Below are 20,519 nucleotides of genomic sequence, written 5' to 3'. Positions count from 1 at the left end.
AACTTTTCAATTTAATCAAACAACTCTCTAAATACATCATCGCATATTGGCGTGACTTTGTCGCAATTTCACCCGTAAAAAAGAGGATGCAATAATGCATCCCCCTAATCATAGTTTTTCTACAAAGGTCATTAACCCTGTTGTACTGTCCGTTTGTTATATTGAATAGATGCAAAAATTGCCCAAACAATAAATGCGACACCAATCAGACCTGTCACAACTTCTGGTACATGCACACCCGTACCACTTGCAAGCATAATGAACGCCAATGCACCAATCGCGTAATGTGCACCATGCTCTAGGTAAATGTATGCATCCAAAGTGCCTTTCTCGACTAAATAGATAGTCATAGAACGCACGAACATTGCACCAATTGCAAGACCAAGCATGATGATTACAACATCAGAAGTAATCGCAAATGCACCAATTACACCATCAAAGCTAAATGATGCATCAAGCACTTCTAGGTAAATAAAGCCACCAATACCCGCTTTAATTACACCTGTAGGCGCACCATTGGCATCATGTCCAACGGCATTCCCCTCTTCATCGACTTCAGGTTCACCACCAAGCATATGACTGAGGACTTGAACACCTACATAAACCACGATGCCCCAAATACCCGCCATTGTCACGGCTAAACGTGTTGCATCATCAACATTGGCAGCCATTATCAGCAAAGCAATCAGTGCAATGAAGACTGACATTGCAGGTACATTTGCTAAACTTGCTAAACGATGTTCTAACCATTTAAACCAATGAGTATCTTTACCTTCGTCAAGGAAGAAATTCAAAAATACCAGTAATAAAAATGAACCACCAAATGCTGCAATTTCAGCATGATGTGCCATTAATTTTGCAGAGTATTCGATTGGATTATTTAGTGCCATGCGCACAACTTCCATCATGCCCATGTCTGCGGTAACTGCAACAATGACCACAGGAAAAACCAAACGCATACCAAAAACAGCAATCAAAATACCGACTGTTAAAAAGATCATTTTCCAAAAATGATCCCAATTACGTAGTACAGATGCATTTACAACAGCATTGTCAAAAGACAAAGAGACTTCCATCACTGCCAAAATTGCAGTAATGGTCAGCGCAGTCAGCATGGCTTGTACGCCTGCATTTGGACCGTGATTCAGTCCCCAATATGCAGATATACCTAAACATACGACCGTAAAAATGATTGAGAAACCAAAGTGTTTCCACATGATAGATCGACCTTCAAAGAATATTTGAACTAGCGTAAAACTTAAAATTGATTAAGTATAATTGCGCGTAATTATGACGACTTTTTCACATTTAAGCCAAAATTCTTCGTATGATTTTTTGTAGCACCGCATTAGCGTACCTATAAATGTCATTATGGCTCAGTATCTTCTGCCCAAAACTCTTGCTATAGTCCCGAGATTCGCAAAATTTAACCCCTTATTTTACGGAAATTGAATATGAGTTTTTCTCAAGACGTATGGCAACGTAATCTCGCATTATATGAAAAAACATTGGCGCTCCCTTTTAATCAAGAGTTGGCTCAAGGCACACTGAGCAAAGAGGTGTTTTGTCATTATGTCATTCAAGATGCACATTATTTAGTGGCATACGGTCGTGCTTTAGCAGTATGCGGTGCGAAAGCCTTTGATGCAGATGATATTATTCAGTTTACCCAAGGAGCAAAAGAAGCGATTGTCGTTGAACGTAGTTTACATAACGGCTTTATGCAAGATTTTGGTATTAGCAAAGCAGACTTTGAAAATACGCCTTTAACGCTCGCTTGCCATCATTACACGTCATTTTTAACAGCAACCGCTTGGTCTGAAAGCTACCCTGTAGTACTTGCATCACTCTTGCCTTGTTTTTGGATTTATGCAGAAGTTGGCAAAGACATTGTCAGTCAATCAGTTGCAAATAATCCGTATCAAGCTTGGGTTGACACTTATTCAGGTGAAGAATTTAACGAAGCTGTTAAAAATGTTCTCACAACTATTGATCGTATTGCTGAGCATTGTGATTCAGATACGATTGAAAAAATGCACAAAGCATATACCAAAGGTGCTGAACTTGAATGGTTATTTTGGGATGGCGCTTATCAGCAAAGACAATGGCTAGGTTTAGATGAGTAATCCCTTCACAACCATTAATCACCAAGCATCAATACAATCATTTTAAATCGGGATTACTCGTCTAAATCTCTTTTAAAAGCTCAAAACCAGATGCAGTCAGTCCGACATTTAGTTGGGTGATGTCATAACTTGCTACTGCCTGAAACGGATCATTTTGTAAAATTTGTTCAATTTCAGGCAAAGGCATGTCTTTCACTAAAAATACACCACCTGTTATAGGGTTTTTTCGACCTGCAGCAATAAACGTACCATTGGCAATGTATGGTTTAAGCCAATCGATATGCGCTTTTAAAAGAAGGTCTACTTCATCCAGACTTTTTTGATAATTCAAATTAACGATATACATATTTATTACTCAGAAGTTCAACTTTTTATAATCAATCATTTTTATAAATACAATGATCACAAACACTGTTTATGAAAAGTAATGATTCCATCCCAAAATTAAAACGATTGCTGCAATAATCCAACATGCTGTAGCAACACCTAAACATGACCACATGGGTAATTTTGTCGCAAGTAAATATACCATCAATAAATAGATAAAATATGGAATGAGCGACCACATACCGAACAGTGCAGTTTGTTTTAATGCATCTGCACCTTTTTCCTGTGCCACAATCACATGTGCAATCAGCGCAAAAGTTGGAAACAGTGGAACTAAACCTGCAATATAAAATGCCTTACTTTTTGAAAGAATTGAAATGAGCAGAACGACTGCTGCACCTATGACACATTTCAAAAATAACGACAGCATGTCTAATCCAATGATTGAATCTAAATAAGTTATGAGAGTTTACGCTGATTGTTTAGTTTTAAAAGATGTCATTTAAAACGTTTGAAACATCTTTATATTATAAAGGTTAGACAAGGACATAAAAAACATGTCAAAATAAATGAGAATAATTATCATTTATAATTGTTTGAAAACGGAAATCTTAATACTACGGGGGCAATATGCATCAGGATAATTTAGGTACAGAGGCTATTCGTGCATTTTTTACATTACAATGCTGTTGGCTCAATAGTGAAGAAATCTATTTAGAAAAGGGCTGTACACACTGTGGTTCTGCTGCAACATATTTAATTTACTTTACCAACTCTCCCATTCAAAAACTAATGTTGCAATTCATTGGCAAATATCAATGTCATTTTGCGAGAAAAATGGATTTACTCGATTTTCCTGATTTTGAAGAAAAATATAATGATTTTCTGCAAATACTTGAAAATGAGATCAATACCTATGCTCGAACACACCATGAAATACCGAAAAATCATAGCTTTGAAGATATAGATTCTATTTTTGAAAGATCCTATGCACTCGCATCTTAGTCACAAGCATTTCACAGTATAACGAGGAGATTGTTCTCCTCGTACTTACACAGTCAGCTCTACAAGACGTAGAATTAAGCTAGAAAGTTTACAGCGAATAAAGCAATCAATGCAGGTAATGCCTGAATATATAAAATCTTTTTACTCGCAGTCATTGCACCATAAATACCAGCGACAAATACACAGCCCAAAAAGAAATTGGCAAGTTGCGTGGCAAACGGTGCAGTAGCGCATAAAGACCAAATTAGACCTGCAGCAAGAAAACCGTTATATAAGCCTTGGTTCTGAGCTAGAACCTTAGTCAGTTTTGCCTTTTCAGCATTGTTACCAAAGGCTTTCATACCGATTGGCTTATCCCACAAAAACATTTCCAAAATAAGGAAATAAATATGCAGAATAGCAATAAAAGCGATCAAAAATTTTGCAATAATCATGTACGATCCTTTGTTTTTATAACGTTAATGTGATGACATTGAAGACTCTATTTTAAAGCCAGTTTGACTTAAAAATACATTATTACCTATAAAAACTGACTTGCTTGTCTATTACACGCTTCATTCTGGTGAGTTTTTTTTAAAGTATTATCACCCCGACACAAAATGTCGTTAAAAAACGATTTAATACAGCTTGAACAAAATTAAATCGCTATCATATACAAGTTTTCAATTTGCATAATTTCGAGAAAGTTTTATGAGCCAAAGTCATATCCGTATTCGAGGCGCACGTACCCATAACCTAAAAAATGTGTCCCTTGATATTCCACGCGACAAGTTTGTGGTGATTACGGGACTTTCAGGTTCAGGTAAATCATCACTGGCATTTGATACTTTATATGCAGAAGGTCAGCGACGCTATGTAGAATCACTTTCAGCATATGCACGTCAATTTCTATCACAAATGGAAAAACCTGAAGTCGATTCAATTGAAGGTTTAAGCCCTGCCATTGCTATTGAGCAAAAATCGACAAGTCATAATCCACGTTCAACGGTAGGAACGATTACCGAAATTTATGACTATTTACGACTTCTCTATGCACGTGTCGGTACACCGTACTGCCCTGAACATGATTTACCGATGGTGGCACAAACGGTTTCGGAAATGGTCGATGCAGTAAAAGCCTTAGAGGAAGGCACAGCATTGATGCTTCTTGCACCTGTCGTGCGTGAGCGCAAAGGTGAATACACCAACCTGTTTGAACAATTACAAAGCCAAGGTTTTGTTCGTGCCCGTGTCGATGGTGAAGTCATTGATATTGATACACCCCCAGAACTCGATAAAAAGAAAAAACACACCATTGAAGTAGTAGTAGACCGCTTTAAAGTCCGTGATGATTTGGGTAACCGTATTGCAGAAAGTTTTGAAACTGCACTTCGTTTAGGCGGTGATATTGCAACATTGTCGTGGATGAATGGCGAACACTCTGATCGTGTTTTTTCAGCAAAACATTCCTGTCCAAAATGTGACCGAGCTGTTGCTGAATTAGAACCTCGCCTATTTTCATTTAATAATCCATTTGGTGCATGTCCTGTTTGTGATGGTTTGGGTACACGTAGCCATTTTAGTGCCGACAAACTCATTCCAAGCCCTGAATTTAGCCTAAATCAAGGTGCAATTCGAGGTTGGGACAGACAGCGTCCGTACTATTACAGCATGATTGAAAAAGTCGCTGCGCACTTTGAGTTATCTTTAGATACGCCATGGAATGAACTTGATGCCGATACCAAAAAGAAATTCCTTTATGGTACAGGCAAAGAAAAAGTGGACTTAAGTTATATCGATGAACGTGGTCGTAAACATAGCCGCGTGCAAGCTTTTGAAGGGATTTTGCCACACCTAGAACGCCGCTACCGTGAAACTGAAAGCAACTATGTTCGTGATGATTTAGCACAGTATTTGTCGAATGCAGCATGCGATGCTTGCGATGGTTCGCGTCTGAATGAAATCTCTCGTAATGTAAAAATTTTGGATAAAACCATTGCCCAAGTCACAAAAATGTCAATTGGTGATGCGGAAAATTATTATCAAGATTTAAATCTTGAAGGGGCAAAAGGCGAAATCGCCGATAAAATTTTTAAAGAAATCCGTGAGCGTTTGCACTTCCTTGTATCTGTGGGTTTGAATTATTTAAGTTTGTCACGTTCTGCTGAAACCCTTTCAGGTGGTGAAGCACAGCGTATTCGTTTGGCATCGCAAATTGGTGCAGGCTTAATGGGAGTCATGTATGTCCTTGATGAACCTTCAATCGGTTTGCATCAACGAGATAATGATCGTCTATTAGAAACTTTAGTTCGTTTACGTGATCTTGGAAATACCGTTTTAGTCGTTGAACATGATGAAGATGCCATCCGTGCAGCCGATCATATTATTGATATTGGTCCAGGTGCAGGTATTCACGGCGGGCATGTCATTGCCGAAGGAACATATGATGAAATTTTGGCAAATGAAAATTCTCTTACAGGACAATATTTATCAGGTAAATTAAAAATTGCCGTACCAAAAGTCCGCACTCAGCCACCAAAACCAGAAGAACAAATTAAGCTGATGGGTGCATCAGGTCATAACCTACAAAATGTCGATTTAACTATTCCTTTGGGTGTGATGACATGTGTAACTGGTGTTTCGGGTTCAGGAAAATCAACTTTAATTAACCGTACATTATTACCTCTTGCTGCAACGCAGTTGAATGGTGCAACGACGCTTACCGCTGAAAAATTCGATTCAATTGATGGTCTACAATTTTTAGATAAAGTCGTCGATATTGACCAAAGCCCAATTGGACGCACCCCTCGTTCTAACCCAGCGACCTATACAGGTTTATTTACTCCAATTCGTGAATTGTTTGCTCAAACACCTGAAGCCAAAGCACGTGGTTATGCTGCGGGCCGTTTCTCGTTTAACGTAAAAGGCGGTCGTTGTGAAGCCTGCGAGGGTGACGGCATGATCAAGGTAGCGATGCACTTCTTACCTGATATGTATGTGCCATGTGACTCGTGTCATGGTGATCGTTATAACCGTGAAACTTTAGAAGTTGGCTATAAAGGCAAAAACATTTCTGATGTTTTAGGTATGACTGTTGAAGATGCAATGCATTTCTTTGATGCGATTCCTGTCATTCACCGTCGTTTAGAAACCTTGAATCAAGTCGGTTTGGGTTATATCCGTTTAGGGCAATCTGCAACGACACTTTCAGGTGGTGAAGCTCAACGTGTAAAACTCGCTCGTGAACTTGCGAAGCGTGATACAGGTAAAACCTTGTATGTGCTTGATGAGCCAACGACTGGTTTGCATTTCCACGATATTGCGAAACTTTTGGATATTCTTCATGAGCTTCGTAATAAGGGCAATACCATTGTGGTGATTGAGCATAATTTGGATGTGATCAAAACTGCTGATTGGGTGATTGATTTGGGTCCTGAAGGTGGTGCAGGAGGCGGTATGATTATTGCCGAAGGTACGCCAGAAGACGTGGTGAAATCTAAAGTTTCACATACAGCAAAGTTTTTGAAGCCGTTGTTGAAGTAAGAATCACCCCTAGCCCCTCTTTCTTAAAGAGGGGGAATTCCCTCCTTTAGAAAAGGAGGGTTAGGGAGGATTAAAAGAAAAAGTTTAAACAGTAATTTATTGGGGACACAATGCGCTTTTCGGAAAGATATGGATATAAACCTGTTCGAGAAATTATTCAAAAAGAGTCAATAGATAAAGAACTAAGAAATGCTTTATGGTCTCTATATGACAGAATCATCTTTGCTAATTATCAACATCTAGTCAATCATCGAAGCACAAGAATTCTAGGAAGTAATTTAGAAGGATTTTTCCTAAATATTTATATGAATCAATTTCATAAGCCCACTGATGAAATACCTCCATTTATTGATGGCGGTATTGCTAGCTTAAAACAGTATTTTATGCGTTGTGAGTGGTATAGCATTTATGATTTCATTGAAATTACTTTAGATAATTATCCTAACATTTCACATGATGCTAAGAGTTTTTCTCAATCAATCAACTCAAGCCTTGAGCAGTATTTATCAGCATATCGCCTTTTCAATGGCGCTATCATTGAACTTACAAGTGAACAAGAAATCCAATCCATCGAAGAAGCATTTGAAAATACAAGTCCATATTCGGGTGTTCAACAACATTTAAAGCAAGCCTTACAGCTTATGTCAGATCGTCAAAATCCTGATTACCGAAATTCGATCAAAGAATCTATCAGTGCTGTTGAATCTATTTGTAAAATAGTGACAGGTGATGACAAAGCCACTCTAGGAAAAGCCTTAAAAATCGTTGAGGATAAATTTGGCTTACATCCTGCGCTTAAAGGAAGTTTAAGCCAACTCTATGGTTACACATCTGACGGTGATGGTATCCGCCATGCAATGATTGAAGAATCAAATTTAAGTTATATAGATGCTAAATTCATGCTTGTTGCTTGTACCAATTTCATCAATTACTTGATTGAAAAGACTAAATAATAATTTAAAGGAGTAATAAAATTTGCTCCTTTTTAGTTAAAATCTCTAATCCCCTCTGCCAACTTAGCCAGCTCTCCATCATCCGCACGTTTAAAATCATGCGAGGAAATATAACCTTCATATTGGTCAAAATACTTATCGACATTTGAACTGACTTGCTTCCAATTTTCATGCATTTGCTTGGTTCCGTGCATTGGAAATAATTTCGCATGAATATGATCCACACCGAAACCCTCAAATACCATCGCTGTACGACCAACATCCTCAAAAAAATGATCTAACTTTTTAGCAATCTGTTTGGTATAAAGCATCAAACCAGTTAAAACATCATCTTCAAGATCAAAGGCATAACTTGGATAATGCTTTTTCGGAATCACAACCGTTGCACCCAAAGTATTCGGAAAAATTGTTAAAAAAGCCATAAAATCTTCGTTTTCATCAACCAAATGGCACGGCATTTCATTTTTAATTATTTTACAAAAAATACATGACTCACTCATTATCATTATCCCTATTCATTCATTTTTATAACTTCAAATCTTCTACTAGACTACATTCTATTTCAATCAACTCAATACTTTATTTTCGCCCTTGCACCTTTGCTTTAAACAAAAACTTAATTTGGAAATATCAAACAAAATATGCCTATATTGATCATTAATAAGATTAAAGTAATCAATATTTAAAAAACATATCCGTCTAACGTAATAAAACCCGAGTTCAATTACAATTTTATTGAAACTCAGGTTTTATATTCAAAAATAACTTATCTTATTTATATCTTAGAATCGAGTTCTTAAAGACAAGGTGACATTACGTGGCTCACCCCAATACACACCATTGTAGAAACCCACTTGCTGATAATACTTTTCATCAAACAAGTTATTTACTTGTAAGTTTGCACTGAAGTAATCACTAAATGTATAACCAACATTTGCACTTGCTAAGAAGTACGCATCTTGTCGAACATAACCATCGGAGTTCTTAGGTGCACTGCTCGATTTACTTTCAACATCACTTTGCCAATTCACACCAAAGCCGACATTCACTTTATTGGCACCTGTCCACAACGTCTCAGGCAATTTAAAATTTGTATACACTTTAACTAGGTTCTGAGGAATTGTTGTTGAAGCCTTAACCTGTTCCGAACTAACACTATTAACATACGTATAGCCTGCTGTGATATTCCAGTCTGGCGTAATACGACCAATCGCTTCAATTTCAAAGCCTTCTATTTTAAGACCTTCACCTGAAGCCTTCATTGGATCACCACCATCATCGGTTTTAATCCCTTCAGCAATTGCCTGTTCATCTCGAACAGCTACATTGGTTTTCTTTGTCCAAAACATAGCAGCTGTTGCCAACAGTTGATCATCTAACAAACTCGCTTTTAAACCCGCCTCGTAGCTTTCACCTGTTTCTGGATCTAAGAAACTATTATTACGATCTTTACTACTGCTCGGATTAAACATATCTGTGTAGCTTGCATATGCTGTTACAATATCATTAATATCATATGTCGCCCCAAAATACGGCGTAAAAGCATCGGTCTCAACATCACTTTTAGTACCATTCGTTGCAGAATAGTCACTATAACGACCACCTAAAATAAGTTTTAATGCTTCCGTCATATTTAACTTTAACGTTGTATAAACGCCGTAATTTCGCTGTTCTGCATCTTTAGTACTCGGTATTACCGTATAACTAGGCTTTGTTGTTGCATTGCCATCCCAAATACGCCAATCATTAATTACACATGTATCTCCAAGATTATTTGATGGAACTTTCACACCATTAACTGTTTTAGTACATGTAAGCTGATCACTTGCAATACCGTTTATAGTACCCGAAGGGCTATCTGTTGAACGGTCGAAACCATTACCTCCAATTACTAACTCATGCTCACGGTTAAACAGTTTGAACGGACCACTTGCATACAGCTCTAAACTTGTTTTCTTTGATTCTGAAGTAGGATAGGTTGTAGACCAAACTCCTACACCTGTACCATCTTGATTCGGAAAACCAGAACCGCCGTAGGACATCAACCAAAAACTCTTAGATAATGAATATGAGCCTGCAGCTTTTATGATCCAATTATTATCAAATTTATAGGTTAAATCTGCAAAAGCAGTTTTGTCACTTTGGCTAATTGTATTCCAGCGATTCGCCAAACTAAAATTACGAGGTAAGTTTGCTAAAGAACCATCCTGATACCAATATGGGACTGTTCCCCAAGTCGATCCTCTTGGCTGATTATCTTGATATTGGAAGCCAATACTTCCTGTTAAATTTGATGAAAAGTCAGCTTCGACCATCGCCATTGCAGCTGTTGACTCCAATGAATAATAATCCATGTAAGACTCGCCATCTCGATGTGCTGCCATTACACGACTCCGAACACTTCCATCTTTTGTTAATGGAATAGAAACATCCGCTTCTGTTCGAATCGTATCCCATCGACTAAACGATGTAGCTGCAGAACCCGACAACTCTTTTGTTGGTCGCTTTCTAATCATATTAATAGTCGCTGATGGGTTTCCTGTTGCTCCAGTTAAACCTGCTGCTCCTTTAATCACTTCAATTCTATCGAAGAAAAAACTGTCTACTCGTGGGCTATTTTCTCCAATAGGCATTCCATCAATTTGACGATTTGTAATTCCATAGCCTCTAGCCGAGTAGTTAGATCGTTCACTATCATTTTTCGTCACAGTTACGCCAGGAGTAGCGGCAAGGACATCATCAATAATATTGAGATTTCGCTGTTCAATTTGCTCTCGCGTAATCACACTCACCGATTGAGGCGTATCTTTTAAGGAGAGTTTTAATTTAGACGATGTCCTAGATGACTCAGCTTTATAACTTTTACTGCCTTCTGTTACATCCTTATCTGAATTAGCAACAATTGTAATAGTAGGTAAGGAATAATTTTCGGCTTCATTGTCTTGCTCTTGCGCAAAAACACTTTGTGATAAAACACAGCTGATCAAAACTGATTTTATAGCAATATTTAAAGCAGTTTGTTTAAGCTTAATTTCCATAATACTTAAATCTAAATATAAATAAGAATTATTATTATTACTATTTAATAAAGAAAAACAAACAATTTCTACATACTATTTCTATAATTCAAAGGCAGCCAATAAAGCATACCCGTACAAACCATTGATATATATCTATTTTTATAAATATTAAATATAGTTAGACAATGAGTCGATTCCGCCCACCTGCCTTGGCTTTAAATAATGATTGATCTGCTTTCATAAACAGAGCTTGCCAACTCTCAGCACCACTCGCAATACCTATACTCACAGATACTTTTAGTTTTTCATTTGATTCAACTTTACTTGGTAAATCAAACTCTAACGCGGAAACATCCGCCAAAATACTTTCTGCAATTTGTATAATCCAATCTGTATGAGTTTTTTCTAATAAAATCAAAAACTCATCACCACCAAAACGAATAATAAGGTCAGAATGTGCAACATTATTTTTTAAACAAGAGGAGATTGCAACGATCACTTCATCACCAAAAAAATGTCCGTAACAATCGTTCACTGCTTTAAAATTATCAATATCAACAACAATTAAATTTAAAGTTTGAAAGCGTTGTGGCTGCATTTCCATGTCTTTCAAATAAGCATCCAAAGCTGTTCTATTAGAAACACCCGTTAAGCGATCCGTATTTGCCATATTTTTGAGTTGTTCTTCAAATGCATCTCTTTGAATCAACATATTTTTTAAACTTTCAATCGCCTCAGATAAACTTTCTTTGCCATCATGCCGAGCTAAATTATTTAACTCTTGACCTAAATCGGCCTGAGAAGATAATGCAACAATACTATTTCGTGCCTGAATTAACGGTTCAAATAAATTTTTTCGCGTATAAATCATGATAAAAATCGCAACACCCAAAGACAGTATTGAAATAAATAAAGTTAAAAAGAATTTACGCTGAGCAATATGAATATTGTGTCGGGCATTAAGTGCATGTGCTTCTAAAAGATAAGTTTGTAAATCAACCACGCTTGAAAAACGACTTACCATATATTCTGTCAATTGATTTGGCGTTAAAAAATAAGCTTGATTGTGCTGACTTTCTGAAATTAAACGATTTACAGCTGACAATCCCTGCCCCAAAAAATTTGCTTCAACATTTTTATGCAATTCAATATATTGGGGTGTTTTTAATTGCTCAGGTTGCATTGAATCCATTAGACGCCACAAATATTTTGCTTGCTCTTGTGCCAATAGTGAACTCAGGTGATTTTCTTCAGGAATTTTCTGTTGCGCGCTTAAGGGAGCCATTATAGTTGATGCAACTCGCCCTGCTTGATCACGCAAATCTGCTAATAATAAAACAATCGATGCAAAGTCATTTACAGACGTATTATTTTTCTTAGCCGCTGCAATTAATTGCTGAAAAATATTCCGACAACTATCCCATGCACCAAACATTGAAAAAATTGCTGCATTCATTTGTGTTGTTGTTCTTTGATCAGCATGTATATAACGATCTACTTGATGGCGTGCACTTTGTAAATCTGACCGTAACTCAACATCGACTTGTTGCGCTAACTGATAAAATCCTGATTTTTCAAGCATCCTAACAGTCAAATCCATTTGCTGATCGACTTCAATACGATATTTTTGCAATGCGTTCAAGTTAATTGCTAAATTACTTATATCACTCGACATTGCTTTATTTGCAGGCGCACGTTCACGTGAAATTTTATTAGATAATTCTGCAAATACTCTTAAATTTTGAATATCAACTAAGGTTTGTTGTGATTGTTGGTAATAGCGTTTACTTTCTAAAATTTGAGGTAATGCAATAAAAATAATAGATAAAATAACGACAAGCATCAGAATTAACAATCGGGCTTTTATTTGCTCTGAATGTAATTCGTTCGTCATAATCTCTATCCTACTCAAAGCTTTTTGACATTTACGAATTTTCAATATCAATGAATGATGCTGATTTACTCTATATAGTCATCATCTCTTGAGGACAGCACTACATAAAGCCTAAACAAACGAATGTTTTAATTTTAACCACATCTATTGCTACACATTCTATTTAAAAAAAGCGAGATGTCTACTTTTATCATTCCCGCTTAAAAAAGTGACAATTATCGTAAGTAAAAAAATATGCCTAACTTATCTAAAACATCTAAAGTCAGTTGCTTACGCTCTGTTGCATCATCCCCTTCTTTCATTTCCATGTTTAAAGTAAAAGCTGTGATTTTGCCATTCGGTTGCTCCACCCAACCTGTATACCAACCGACTTGTGGACTCACATCCGAAGCCCAACCACTTTTAGCATATAATTTGGCATCACCTCGTCTTTCTATATACAGCATCTCTTTCACTTGTTGTTGAACAGCAGTATCAAAAGGCAAAGATTGGGTTGCTAATTGATAAGCAAATTTAGCTTCTTGCTCAGGTGTCACTTTCAAAGGTCCAACAAGCCAAAAATTATCGACTTGATGACCTATGTCAGCATTACCAAAACCAACACGTTTTACTTCGCTACGCATTAAATCTAAACCAATACGACGTGCCAATTCTTGATAAACTGGGACTGCTGAAGCCTGCATTGCTTCAGTTAAAGTCATATCTTTTTCCCAAGCTTTGAAAGATCGCTTTTCGCCCTGCCATTTAAACACTTCATTTGGATCAGTCTTTTTATGTTGCAAACCAATCAACGCATTTAGCATTTTAAACGTCGACGCTGGTACATAAGCCCTTTGTGCACGTGTTAAATCATTACCATAGCTTTTCAGCTGAATACCATCATAAGTGACAAAAACCGCTTGAGTTTGCGCTTCATTGAATAATAGTGGAATTTCTTGTACACGAGATGTTTGAGTGGAATCCATCATATTTTCCTTAATATCTATATGATGATTCATCGATACATTTGAACTACATGCGCCAAGCAGAGCCGAAACCATAATTAATATAAAATGACGATACATTGCAAAATTCTCACTTTCTCTTTCAGTCTGAATTTTAATCTATTGCTTTCCGCTAACACTATAAATTTTATTAAAAAATTATTTTTTTTATTCAACTCAGGAAAAATAATATTTACACATGCTACATCATAGTGCATAATGCACCGCATTAGGGCAGTAATAGATTTTTCCTCAGCAGGATGTTTATTTCTCCCTCAGATTTTGGCGAGAAAATCCGAATTTTAACGAATTCGGATTTTTTTTATGCTAAATATTACATTTTGAAATAAATCATACCTAATAGCTCACTTATTTACGCACCATATTGATGCACTTATTTTATACATTCTTTACTTATCAAAACTTTAGTTTTTAACTAATCTCAAATTTTAGACAAAAAAAAAGCCCAACCTTGGGGAAAGCTGGGCATATAAAAACAAATATGGAGAACATTTATAGAAAATAAATCTATATTTGATATAAATATTATGTGAAAAAAGCATGATTATGTAAAGTTGATTAATTTGATCAGATTTAAATTATTTATCATAATATTCGATTAACATTGATATTGTCACAGTTCAATTGCAAAATTGATTGCGAATAAACATAATCTATTTTTTATGTATTTTAAGATCGTAAATTTTAAAAATTAATGATGTTTATCTTCATTTCTTAATCAAAATTAACGATTAATAATCGAAATTAAATTTATTTTTACCATGAAAATTATGGTTAAAATAAAATCAACCCTTCATCTTTCAATCTATTTTTTAAGCTTTAGCTTCTTGTTCTTATTTAAGTTTTATGTTCGTTGACAAATCAAATTTTGTTTGAACACTTTTCACCCATACCATAATTAAAGCCAATTACCAAATGTTAAATATTGTTAAACATCATTGATATAATATTTTGTAACAATACAATGGCTCACGTTTAACCCATTTCAACCTTTGGAAATGATCATGAAAAAACTCGGTTTAGCCACTGCTCTATTATTAGCCATGACCGGCGCTCAAGCGTATCAATTTGAAGTACAAGGTCAATCTGAGTACACAGATACAACTGTAAATGACAAAGATTTCACTGGTGGTCTTCAAGGGACTTACTACTTCAAAAATGTTGACGCAACTAAAGGTCCACTTGCTGAAGCTGCTTTTGTAAACCAAGCATCAAATGTATCTTTGGCTTACAACTATGGTGAAATCGGTACTCAAGGTATTGATATTACTGCGCACAACTATGGTGCTAAAGCTGAAGCTTATGTTCCAACTAAATTCGTTCCTGCTTATGCAAGCGCGTCTTATAGCCACACAATCTTAGATAGCAAGAATGACAGTGCTAAAGATGATAGTGGCGACCGTTATGCATTAGAACTTGGTGTACTTCCTACTCAGAACTTTTTGGTTGCTGTAGGTTACACAAGTGCTGCAAACCAAGCTGCTGTTGATGCATTCAATGTTATGGGTAACGGCGTAGCGAAAGCTGCTGCTGAAGCTGTAACGATTGGTGATGATCAAGATGCCGTTACTGCTCGTGCTAAATACGTTGGCGGTATTGATAATACAAATATGTCTATCGGCTTTGAATCTGCAATCATTTATGGTGATGACACTGCTTACCAATTCAAAACTGACCTATTCTTAACGCCTAAGTTAAGCGTTGGCGCTTCTTATGCAGAATCAAGCTACGAAGGTACACCTGACTCAGCTTGGGGTGCAAACGTAAATTACTTCATCACTCCTGCTATTGCAGTTGGTGCAAGCTACGTAAATGCAAACTACGAAGCAGCTAAAGGTCAAACTGTTGCTTATGCTGGTGACACTCAATCTGTTGGCGTAAATGCTAAATTCCGTTTCTAATTTTTAAACTTTAGATACTGAAATAAAAAAGGACTCTAATTTAGAGTCCTTTTTTATGCTTTGTGCTACTTAATAAAAATATTAATTCCGAACTACATTTAAGAAATGTAAATGACGCTCATACTGATCAATAATATCTTGCAATAAATCATCTTGCGTCCAATCCATGACATTATAATTTTGACCGCCTTCTCGTAAAAACACTTCAGCTTGATAAAAATTATCCGTTTCTTGATGTTGTTCATTCATCATAAAACTTGGTGCAACTGTTGGGCGTGCAATCACTTTATAAATAAAGTTAAATTCATCATGATGATCTACACTCAGTTGAAGACCATCTTCAACCTCTTTCACTACAACATTTAAATGTCGACGTTTAAATTCGTAACGTACACTTTCAAATGCTTTAATCACCTCTTGATTAATATAACTTTGAACTTCTACATGATGATGAGGATGATGCATAATCAGTCCTAATCGTTGTTGCCAACTCCGAGGATTTTGCACAGCACGTGGCGTAATTCTTGCCACTTGTAAAGCCTGAGTTTTAGTGACATCTAGACGCAATGATTTCAGCAATCCCCAACAAAGTAACAACATGATGATAGTAAATGGTAAAGCACTCAACATGGTCGCCGATTGTAAAGCACCTAAACCACCAACAACCAACAAAATAATGGATAAAATTGCCATTAATGCTGTCCAAAATAGACGTTGCCAGATTGGAGAGTTTTCAGTTTTTGCAGTTAAATAATCTGTCACTAATGCACCTGAATCTGCCGAAGTCACAAAAAATAAAATAACCAAAACCGTAGCGACTAAACTAGAAATACTCGCAAATGGAAGATAGGTGAGAAACTCAAATAGCGCCACTGAAGAATCCTGTTGTACTGCTGAAATCAGTCCAACGTGCCCTTGCTCCAAAATGCTAAATAAAGCCGCATTACCCATAAAGCCCATCCAAATCAGGGTAAAACCTGTAGGAATAAGCAATACACCAACAATAAATTCACGAATCGTACGTCCTTTGGATACCCTTGCAATGAACATCCCTACAAATGGCGACCATGAAATCCACCATGCCCAATACATGATTGTCCAGCCACCAATCCAATCACCTGGTTGATAAGCATATAAATTAAAGGTCATGCTAAATAAATTGGAAAAATACTGTCCAGCATTTTGAATCGTGCCTTGTAAAATATAGACACTTGAACTTGCGAAAAAAACAAAACCAAGCAATAGCAAGGCTAAGAGCAAATTCAACTCAGATAAACGTTTAATCCCTTTATCTAAGCCTAAAAATACTGATAATGAAGCCAAACTACTGACAAAAATAATCAGTATGATTTGCATGCTAATCGTGCTTTCCCAACCCAACAAATAACTTAAACCTGAGCTAATTTGGGTTACACCAAAACCTAAAGTTGTCGCAACACCAAAGACTGTACCAATAGTTGCAAAAGTATCGACAGCATCACCAATAGGACCATAAATTTTTTGTCCTATCAGTGGGTATAAGCCCGAGCGTACTTTAAGGGGTAGGTTATAACGAAATGCAAAATACGCTAGTGTCAGTCCAACGATGGCATAGATTGCCCATGCATGAAAACCCCAATGGAAAAAAGTAATTCTCATGGCTTGTTGTGCAGATTGAATTGTTTGTGGATCGCCTGTCGGTGGATTGACATAGTGCATCACAGGTTCAGCAATACCAAAGAACATCAGTCCAATACCCATGCCTGCGGTAAATAACATCGCAAACCATGAACCATTGCTGTATTCAGGTTGACTATGATCTGGACCTAATTTAATTTTACCCATTTCAGACATGGCAATAAAAATGAGTACTATTAAAAAAATCGCAACAGATAATACATAGAACCAACTAAATGAATCTGTGATCCATTGTTTCATTTGCTGTGTAATGAGTTCAAATGCATTTGGTGCAAAGATGACAACCATCAGAAAAATAAAAATAATTCCAACGGTACTTAAGAAAACATTTGGATTGACGTTATCAAACCAAGTTGTTTTTTTGGAAGGCATATTTCCCCCAGGTTTTTATATTTAAAGGACAGACTTTTAAAGTCAAAAAGGCATTCACAGATGTGAAAAAAGACGAACTCTGTAGAAAATCGTTCGAGTTCGGTAAGAATTGTAATTTAAATTGTTGCTTTTAGCAGTTTAGCAAATGTAACCATTTACCATTATTCACTCGAATCTCTTTTATGTACTACATAATGTAATGATATTAATCTCGATACAATTAATGCCAAATACATCACTCCACAAAGCATCTGAATCATGGCAATGACACGAGCGGCAGGTAATATTGGCATTAAATCGGATAGTCCAGTTGCCGATTGAAGACTAAAACTCAAAAAAAGTAAGTCTAACCAACGCTGATAATCCCCTGCGAAATTTGGATTTTGAAAACTTCCTGGAATCAATAACTGACAAATACTATAGAGAAATGCAAAGCCCCAAGCGATAAGAGTAAAAACGGCTCCTGCCGCAAACAATTCATCTTTGGTTAAATACTTGTCTTCAAACATATAACGAATTAAACCATACGCTGCACAAAAATAAGCCGATGCTTCAAAAGCATGTGCAATTACTTGTAAATAATTATTGTTTATTCCAAATAACATCAGCGATGAAAAAATGAATGCTCCTCCAACAAAAATCAGCCCCATCATTGTAAAAGTCGGCGTATTTCGAATCACTTTGGCAATAATCAATAAAGCAAGTACACCCATTGCCCAACTTAAAATCTGGTAAGTTCGGCTTTCTATAGTAAAAATAGACAGAATGAGAATTAACAACTGTACTAATAACAGCCAAGCAGAAGGAAGTAATTTTAAGTCTTGCCAAAAGTGATTGATTATTTTCATCTTTGATCAGATTTTGTTTTATTTGAATGATTTCAACTTAACATATTTAAAATCTCAACGAAAAGAGAAAAATGTATGGTTAAGCAGTTTAAAACCTTTCAATTTTAGACATAAAAAAAACACCTCAAATGAGGTGTTTTTTCAGTGAGTCAGATTAGTGATCTGATGCACCTGAGATACCAATACCTGTTTGTGAGCGTACAAACTGTGCATCAAATGCTTTACGTTCAGCTTGTGCACGTGGCGAGTTATCGGTTACAGAGAACAACCAGCAGCAGAAGAACGCTAATGGCATTGCAAAGATTGCAGGACCATTGAATGGGTTTACTGGTGTATCAGAGATCCCCAATGTATCAACCCAAACCGCTTTAGATAGAACAATCAGTGTTACTGCTAGTCCTAGCCCTACAACACCACCAACAACAGCACCACGAGTCGTTAAACCTTTCCAGAACATTGAAAGTACAAGTACTGGGAAGTTTGCACATGCTGCTACAGAGAATGCTAAACCAACCATGAATGCAACGTTTTGCTTCTCGAAGATAATACCAAGAATCATGGCAAAAATCGCAAGACCTAAAGTTGCAATTTTAGACATACGTAGTTCAGATTCAGGCGTTGTTTGACCTTTCTTAAATACGTTTGCATATAAGTCATGAGAAATTGCAGATGCACCAGACAGCGTCAGACCTGCTACAACCGCAAGGATTGTTGCAAATGCTACAGCTGAAATAAAGCCCATGAACAAGTCACCGCCAACCGCATCAGACAAGTGAACCGCAGCCATGTTATTACCACCAACAAGCTCAAGCTTGCCAGTCACAGCCATTTTCGCTACATCAATAAATTGTGGGTTGTTTGATACAAAAAGAATCGCACCGAAACCAATAATGAAAGTTAAAAGATAGAAGTAACCAATGAAACCTGTTGCTACAACCACAGATTTACGTGCTTCTTTTGCATCTTTAACTGTAAAGAAACGCATTAAAATGTGTGGAAGACCTGCTGTACCAAACATTAATGCCAAACCTAAAGACAATGCATCTAGTGGATTAGCCGCAAGTTTACCAGGTCCCATAATGTTAGATGCTTCTGCAACCGTCATATTATGTACTTTCGCAAATACATCAATAGATTGACGGAACATTTCAGAAAAGCTATATCCAACAGAATGCATCACCATAAATGCCATGAACGTTGCACCAGACAGCAACATTACTGCTTTAATGATTTGTACCCAAGTCGTTGCTAACATACCACCAAACATTACATAAGCCATCATTAGAAGACCAACGATAACAACAGCAATATTATAGTTCAAACCAAATAATAGTTTGATCAACTGACCTGCACCAACCATCTGCGCAATTAAGTAAAATGCAACAACAACCAGCGAGCTAATTGCAGCCAAAGTACGAACTGGTTTTTCTTCCAAACGGAATGAAACCACATCAGATAAATTGAATTTACCTAAGTTACGTAAACGTTCAGCAATTAAGAACAATACGATTGGCCAACCCACCATGAAGCCTAGAGAATACAATAGACCGTCAAAACCTGAACTAAATACAAGTGCAGAAATACCCAAGAACGATGCTGCTGACATATAGTCACCTGCAATCGCCAAGCCATTTTGAAAACCTGAAATACCACCACCAGCGGTATAGAAATCCGCAGTACTTGTCGTTTGTTTTGCAGCCCACTTGGTAATGAATAGTGTAAAACCAACAAAAATAGCAAACATGACAATCGCATGCCAGTTGGTTGCTTGTTGTTGTGCTTCACCTAAATCAGGACCTGCCTGAGCAACGGTAGACAACAATGCGGTTGATGCGAGTGCCGCACACGTTTTAATTGAATTCCATTTCAT

General features: G+C 36.8%; 16 protein-coding genes. 5 read left to right on the top strand and 11 right to left on the bottom strand.

The genetic code is table 11. The features are described from left to right. Nucleotides 1–131: 131 nt before the first annotated feature. On the bottom strand, nt 132–1,217 hold the full coding sequence (locus FW754_RS00240; RefSeq protein WP_419345758.1) for a DUF475 domain-containing protein: 1,086 nt from the start codon (nt 1,215–1,217) through the stop codon (nt 132–134). 237 nt (nt 1,218–1,454) lie between these two features. On the opposite strand from FW754_RS00240, the gene tenA reads away from it, so the two are divergent. After that, nucleotides 1,455–2,126: a thiaminase II gene (gene tenA / locus FW754_RS00235; RefSeq protein ID WP_419345757.1), complete on the top strand. Its 672-nt coding sequence runs from the start codon at nt 1,455–1,457 to the stop codon at nt 2,124–2,126. Nucleotides 2,127–2,187: 61 nt separating this feature from the next. On the opposite strand, the gene FW754_RS00230 is transcribed toward tenA, so the two are convergent. Continuing rightward, the gene (locus FW754_RS00230) at nt 2,188–2,472 is read right to left on the bottom strand and encodes a YciI family protein (protein ID WP_419345756.1); all 285 of its coding nucleotides are present in this window, start codon (nt 2,470–2,472) and stop codon (nt 2,188–2,190) included. 69 nt (nt 2,473–2,541) lie between these two features. Further along, nucleotides 2,542–2,883: a GlpM family protein gene (locus tag FW754_RS00225; RefSeq protein ID WP_409509814.1), complete on the bottom strand. Its 342-nt coding sequence runs from the start codon at nt 2,881–2,883 to the stop codon at nt 2,542–2,544. 200 nt (nt 2,884–3,083) lie between these two features. Here FW754_RS00225 and FW754_RS00220 point away from each other — a divergent pair, with 200 nt between their 5' ends. Further along, entirely contained in the window at nt 3,084–3,458 is a 375-nt protein-coding gene (locus FW754_RS00220; RefSeq protein WP_446323546.1) for a hypothetical protein, read from the top strand. Nucleotides 3,459–3,532: 74 nt separating this feature from the next. On the opposite strand, the gene FW754_RS00215 is transcribed toward FW754_RS00220, so the two are convergent. Next, nucleotides 3,533–3,889: a DUF1304 domain-containing protein gene (locus tag FW754_RS00215; RefSeq protein WP_446323691.1), complete on the bottom strand. Its 357-nt coding sequence runs from the start codon at nt 3,887–3,889 to the stop codon at nt 3,533–3,535. Nucleotides 3,890–4,148: 259 nt separating this feature from the next. Between FW754_RS00215 and uvrA the strand changes: the two genes are divergently transcribed. Together uvrA and FW754_RS00205 are read left to right on the top strand one after the other, a co-directional pair. Continuing rightward, on the top strand, nt 4,149–6,980 hold the full coding sequence (uvrA, locus tag FW754_RS00210; protein WP_446323545.1) for an excinuclease ABC subunit UvrA: 2,832 nt from the start codon (nt 4,149–4,151) through the stop codon (nt 6,978–6,980). Nucleotides 6,981–7,090: 110 nt separating this feature from the next. Then, nucleotides 7,091–7,933 (top strand): AbiJ-NTD4 domain-containing protein, encoded by an 843-nt coding sequence (locus tag FW754_RS00205; RefSeq protein WP_446323544.1) that lies wholly within the window; start codon nt 7,091–7,093, stop codon nt 7,931–7,933. Nucleotides 7,934–7,965: 32 nt separating this feature from the next. Here the strand turns inward: FW754_RS00205 and FW754_RS00200 are convergent, their stop codons facing one another. The 4 genes from FW754_RS00200 to blaOXA form a co-directional block, all read right to left on the bottom strand. Next, complete coding sequence (locus tag FW754_RS00200; RefSeq protein WP_446323543.1) at nt 7,966–8,433, bottom strand: HIT family protein; 468 nt, start codon at nt 8,431–8,433, stop codon at nt 7,966–7,968. A 282-nt stretch (nt 8,434–8,715) separates the two neighbouring features. Then, nucleotides 8,716–10,971 (bottom strand): TonB-dependent siderophore receptor, encoded by a 2,256-nt coding sequence (locus FW754_RS00195; protein WP_446323542.1) that lies wholly within the window; start codon nt 10,969–10,971, stop codon nt 8,716–8,718. Nucleotides 10,972–11,131: 160 nt separating this feature from the next. Further along, complete coding sequence (locus tag FW754_RS00190) at nt 11,132–12,847, bottom strand: diguanylate cyclase (RefSeq protein ID WP_446323541.1); 1,716 nt, start codon at nt 12,845–12,847, stop codon at nt 11,132–11,134. A gap of 215 nt (nt 12,848–13,062) precedes the next feature. Beyond that, the gene (blaOXA, locus tag FW754_RS00185) at nt 13,063–13,845 is read right to left on the bottom strand and encodes a class D beta-lactamase (RefSeq protein WP_446323690.1); all 783 of its coding nucleotides are present in this window, start codon (nt 13,843–13,845) and stop codon (nt 13,063–13,065) included. Between the two features lie 1,010 nt (nt 13,846–14,855). Between blaOXA and omp33-36 the strand changes: the two genes are divergently transcribed. Next, nucleotides 14,856–15,752: a porin Omp33-36 gene (omp33-36, locus tag FW754_RS00180; RefSeq protein WP_446323540.1), complete on the top strand. Its 897-nt coding sequence runs from the start codon at nt 14,856–14,858 to the stop codon at nt 15,750–15,752. Between the two features lie 81 nt (nt 15,753–15,833). Here the strand turns inward: omp33-36 and FW754_RS00175 are convergent, their stop codons facing one another. From FW754_RS00175 to FW754_RS00165, 3 genes are all read right to left on the bottom strand, one after another. Beyond that, a complete protein-coding gene (locus tag FW754_RS00175; protein ID WP_409512314.1) occupies nt 15,834–17,801 on the bottom strand; it encodes a BCCT family transporter in 1,968 nt (655 codons plus the stop codon). 161 nt (nt 17,802–17,962) lie between these two features. Further along, nucleotides 17,963–18,649, bottom strand: a complete 687-nt coding sequence (locus FW754_RS00170) for an ion channel (RefSeq protein WP_409512313.1) — start codon at nt 18,647–18,649, stop codon at nt 17,963–17,965. A gap of 154 nt (nt 18,650–18,803) precedes the next feature. Continuing rightward, nucleotides 18,804–20,519: a cation acetate symporter gene (locus FW754_RS00165; RefSeq protein WP_409512312.1), complete on the bottom strand. Its 1,716-nt coding sequence runs from the start codon at nt 20,517–20,519 to the stop codon at nt 18,804–18,806.

Source organism: Acinetobacter sp. 1207_04, from assembly GCF_052850415.1.
This window is presented reverse-complemented; position numbering and strand designations above follow the sequence as displayed.

What these genes read in the sequence shown, in the direction of transcription:
- FW754_RS00175 (WP_409512314.1), bottom strand. Translation starts at nt 17,801, where the DNA reads ATGCCTTCCAAAAAAACAACTTGGTTTGATAACGTCAATCCAAATGTT.
- FW754_RS00240 (WP_419345758.1), bottom strand. Translation starts at nt 1,217, where the DNA reads ATGTGGAAACACTTTGGTTTCTCAATCATTTTTACGGTCGTATGTTTA.
- FW754_RS00225 (WP_409509814.1), bottom strand. Translation starts at nt 2,883, where the DNA reads ATGCTGTCGTTATTTTTGAAATGTGTCATAGGTGCAGCAGTCGTTCTG.
- FW754_RS00205 (WP_446323544.1), top strand. Translation starts at nt 7,091, where the DNA reads ATGCGCTTTTCGGAAAGATATGGATATAAACCTGTTCGAGAAATTATT.
- FW754_RS00230 (WP_419345756.1), bottom strand. Translation starts at nt 2,472, where the DNA reads ATGTATATCGTTAATTTGAATTATCAAAAAAGTCTGGATGAAGTAGAC.
- FW754_RS00195 (WP_446323542.1), bottom strand. Translation starts at nt 10,971, where the DNA reads ATGGAAATTAAGCTTAAACAAACTGCTTTAAATATTGCTATAAAATCA.
- tenA (WP_419345757.1), top strand. Translation starts at nt 1,455, where the DNA reads ATGAGTTTTTCTCAAGACGTATGGCAACGTAATCTCGCATTATATGAA.
- uvrA (WP_446323545.1), top strand. Translation starts at nt 4,149, where the DNA reads ATGAGCCAAAGTCATATCCGTATTCGAGGCGCACGTACCCATAACCTA.
- FW754_RS00165 (WP_409512312.1), bottom strand. Translation starts at nt 20,519, where the DNA reads ATGAAATGGAATTCAATTAAAACGTGTGCGGCACTCGCATCAACCGCA.
- FW754_RS00190 (WP_446323541.1), bottom strand. Translation starts at nt 12,847, where the DNA reads ATGACGAACGAATTACATTCAGAGCAAATAAAAGCCCGATTGTTAATT.
- FW754_RS00220 (WP_446323546.1), top strand. Translation starts at nt 3,084, where the DNA reads ATGCATCAGGATAATTTAGGTACAGAGGCTATTCGTGCATTTTTTACA.
- blaOXA (WP_446323690.1), bottom strand. Translation starts at nt 13,845, where the DNA reads ATGAATCATCATATAGATATTAAGGAAAATATGATGGATTCCACTCAA.
- omp33-36 (WP_446323540.1), top strand. Translation starts at nt 14,856, where the DNA reads ATGAAAAAACTCGGTTTAGCCACTGCTCTATTATTAGCCATGACCGGC.
- FW754_RS00200 (WP_446323543.1), bottom strand. Translation starts at nt 8,433, where the DNA reads ATGAGTGAGTCATGTATTTTTTGTAAAATAATTAAAAATGAAATGCCG.
- FW754_RS00170 (WP_409512313.1), bottom strand. Translation starts at nt 18,649, where the DNA reads ATGAAAATAATCAATCACTTTTGGCAAGACTTAAAATTACTTCCTTCT.